The organism is Lutibacter sp. B1, assembly GCF_012524075.1.
In the GTDB taxonomy this organism is placed as follows: domain Bacteria; phylum Bacteroidota; class Bacteroidia; order Flavobacteriales; family Flavobacteriaceae; genus Lutibacter.
Map to the genome: position 1 here is coordinate 1 of NZ_JAAZUI010000049.1, position 3,839 is coordinate 3,839.

Annotated in this window: 4 protein-coding genes; all 4 read right to left on the reverse strand. The window is 30.3% G+C overall.

The features are described from left to right. Positions 1-193: 193 nt before the first annotated feature. Positions 194-538 carry a 50S ribosomal protein L20 gene (rplT, locus tag HGB55_RS14450; protein WP_168817705.1) on the reverse strand — a complete coding sequence of 115 codons (345 nt, stop codon included), beginning with the start codon at positions 536-538 and terminating at the stop codon, positions 194-196. 149 nt (positions 539-687) lie between these two features. Beyond that, positions 688-885 carry a 50S ribosomal protein L35 gene (rpmI, locus tag HGB55_RS14455; protein ID WP_168817707.1) on the reverse strand — a complete coding sequence of 66 codons (198 nt, stop codon included), beginning with the start codon at positions 883-885 and terminating at the stop codon, positions 688-690. A 75-nt stretch (positions 886-960) separates the two neighbouring features. Further along, positions 961-1,476: a translation initiation factor IF-3 gene (infC, locus tag HGB55_RS14460; RefSeq protein WP_371807828.1), complete on the reverse strand. Its 516-nt coding sequence runs from the start codon at positions 1,474-1,476 to the stop codon at positions 961-963. 67 nt (positions 1,477-1,543) lie between these two features. Beyond that, positions 1,544-3,484 (reverse strand): threonine--tRNA ligase, encoded by a 1,941-nt coding sequence (gene thrS, locus HGB55_RS14465; protein WP_168817708.1) that lies wholly within the window; start codon positions 3,482-3,484, stop codon positions 1,544-1,546. Positions 3,485-3,839: the final 355 nt, after the last annotated feature.

Here is a 3,839-nt window from a genome sequence, read left to right on the forward strand (position 1 = left end):
GTCAATGCCAATCCAAAATTGGGGCATTATCCTAAATCAGTTCCTTGTCATATTTGAAAAAAGGGTCCAGCTATAATTAGCTAAACCCTCGATATTTTATACTTACACACTTTGTGAAACAGTGTCAAAATATGGAATTAAAAAACCCGAACAATTTGTTCGGGTTTTTTTATATAAGCAAGAAATTAAAAATTTATTTTACTGTATCAACAATTGCCTTAAAAGCTTCTGGATTATTCATAGCTAAATCTGCAAGAACCTTACGATTCAATTCAATATTATTAGCTTTTACTTTACCCATAAACTGTGAATAAGACATTCCATACTGACGAACTCCAGCGTTAATACGTTGAATCCATAAAGCACGGAAAGTTCTTTTCTTATTTTTACGATCTCTATAAGAATATATCATTCCTTTTTCAACCGCATTTTTTGCTACTGTATAAACGTTTTTTCTACGTCCAAAGTAACCTTTTGCTTGCTTCAATATCTTTTTTCTTCTAGCTCTTGAAGCAACTGAATTTACTGATCTTGGCATAATTCATTTGTTTTTTTGTAGTAGGCGGTTTATCTAGTGTTTAGTTATTGGTTTTTTGTTATTAATTAACTCAAAATTCAAAACATAAAACTTAAAACTCTTAGTGCGCTACTCCATGGTTAATAATTAAATTCCCTTAACTAACTTTATTATTTTAAAGTTAATTGTTGTAATATGTTAGCTTTATCTGATTCATGAACTAAACCAGCGTGAGTTAACTTTAATTTACGTTTCTTAGACTTTTTAGTCAAAATATGACTTTTAAAAGCGTGTTTTCTTTTAATTTTTCCAGAGCCTGTAAGCTTAAAACGCTTTTTAGCACTAGATTTGGTTTTCATTTTAGGCATCTTTCTTCTACTTTTTTATCTTGCTTAATATTATTCATCATCAACTTCGTTCGGTTATTGAGCGGAGTCGAAGTATTATTTCTTTTTTGGAGCAATGTACATAATCATACGTTTGCCTTCTAATTTAGGCATTTGCTCAACTTTTCCGTATTCTTCAAGTTCAGTTGCTAGTCTTAAAAGTAAAATGTGTCCTTGATCTTTGTATATTATTGATCTACCTTTAAAAAACACAAATGCTTTTAATTTAGCACCATCTTGTAAAAACTTAACAGCATGTTTCTTTTTAAATTCAAAGTCATGTTCATCAGTATTAGGTCCAAACCTTATTTCTTTCACAACAACTTTTGATGCTTTTGCCTTTTGAGCCTTTTCACGTTTCTTTTGTTCATATAGAAATTTTTTATAATCTATAATTTTACAAACCGGAGGCACGGCTTTAGGTGAAATTTCAACCAAATCTAATTCTTGTTCTTTGGCTAAAGTTTTTGCCTTTGCTAGTGGGTATACCCCAATTTCAACGTTGTCTCCAACTAAACGGACTTCATCAACATGAGTAATTTTTTCATTAATTCTATGCTGATCTTCTTTAATAACTCTCCAAGGTTTTTTTCCCCCTGATCTTCTTTTTATTGCTATGACTTTATAATTTAAATTAAACTTAAAACGGTACCAATGTACTATTAATTTCTTTATTTATGAATGAGATAAAATCATTTATTTTAAATAATCCTAAATCACCTTCTCCTTGTTTTCTAACAGAAACCATACCATCTTTTTCCTCTTGTTCACCAACAATTAGCATAAATGGTATTTTATTTACTTCGGCATCTCTTATTTTTCTTCCTGTTTTTTCGTTTCGATCATCTATAAGGGCGCGAATTTCGGAATTTTCTAACAAATGTAAAACTTTTTCTGCATATTTTTGATATTTCTCACTGATTGGCAATAAGATAACTTGCTCTGGAGTTAGCCATAAAGGGAATTTTCCTGCCGTATGTTCCAATAATACAGCCACAAATCTTTCCATTGAACCAAAAGGTGCTCTATGAATCATTACAGGTCTGTGTAATTGATTATCTGCTCCTTTGTAAGTTAAACCAAAGCGTTCGGGTAAATTGTAATCAACTTGTATAGTTCCTAATTGCCAACTTCTACCTAAAGCATCTTTAACCATAAAGTCTAACTTAGGGCCATAAAAAGCAGCTTCACCATATTCAACCACATAGTCTAATCCTTTTTCTTTGGTAGCATTTATAATAGCATTTTCAGCTTTTTCCCAATTTTCATCACTACCAATATATTTATCTCTATTTTCTTTATCTCGTAAAGATACTTGTACTGTAAAATTTTCAAAGCTTAACGTATTAAAAACATACAATACTAAATCTATTACAGATTTAAATTCTTCATCTAATTGATCTGGTGTGCAAAAAATATGAGCATCATCTTGAGTAAACCCTCTAACCCTTGTTAATCCGTGCAACTCTCCACTTTGTTCATATCTATATACTGTACCAAATTCTGCAAATCGTTTTGGTAAATCTTTATAAGAGTATGGCTTGTTATTATATATTTCACAATGATGAGGGCAGTTCATTGGTTTTAGTAAAAACTCTTCACCTTCCTTTGGAGTTTTTATAGGTTGAAAACTATCTTCTCCATATTTTGCATAATGTCCTGATGTTACATATAACTCTTTTTGACCGATATGAGGAGTTATAACCATTTCATAACCCGCTTTCTTTTGTGCTTTTTTTAAAAAATTCTCTAATCTTTCTCTTAATGCAGCACCTTTTGGTAACCATAAGGGCAAACCTTGACCTACTTTATCTGAAAAAGCAAATAATTCTAATTCCTTTCCTAATTTTCTATGATCACGCTTTTTGGCTTCTTCTAATAATTCTAAATACTCTGTAAGCATTTTTTGTTTTGGAAATGAAATCCCATAAATACGAGTAAGTTGATTGTTTTTTTCATCTCCACGCCAATATGCTCCTGCAACATTCATAATTTTAACAGCTTTAACAAAGCTTGTATTAGGAATATGTCCACCTCGGCATAAATCTGTAAAGTCAGAATGATTACAAAAAGTAATCTCTCCATCATTTAAATTTTCAATCAATTCAACTTTGTATTGATTATTTTGGCTTTTATAAAACTTTAAAGCATCTTCTTTTGAAATATCACGCATCACAAACTCGTATTTTCCACGAGCAAACTCAAGCATTTTATTTTCAATATCTTTAAAATCTTTTTCAGAAATGGTTTCTTCACCTAAGTCAACATCATAATAAAAACCATTATCAATAGCCGGTCCAATGGTTAATTTAACATTAGGATGGTAAAATGTAACCGCTTGAGCCAGTAAGTGAGCTGATGAATGCCAAAAAGCTTTTTTACCTTCAGGGTCATTAAATGTATATAGTACAAGATTTCCATTACTATTTAAAGGAGTTGAGGTTTCTATGGTTAAACCATTGAATTTTGCTGAAATCACATTTCTTGCAAATCCTTCACTTATGCTTTTTGCAACCTCCATTGAGGTTGTGCCATTTTGAAATTCTTTTATTGAACCGTCAGGTAACGTAATTTGAATCATATTTTTTTATTATGAGGTGCAAAGATATTAGAAAACTACCATTTGCGCAATAAGTTTTAAGAACTAATAGTGTCAATAGTTAAAAAATAACTTAATTTTTAGTATACCATATAATATATATCAAGATCAGATTGTTTTTTTCTACAATTAGAAAATAGTATAATTTATTTTTTTGAAAATGTAACTATCATATATTCAGGATGATAAAAGCACCTTCAAATTATTGATAAAAAAAAGGTTTAAAAAGTTTGTAAAGGAATAAAAAAAGGTATTACATTTGCAACCGCTAAGGAGGAAATGGTGTGGTTGGAGGTTCAGAAACAAGGTGTAATAGATTTTAAAAAAAGCTGAATTT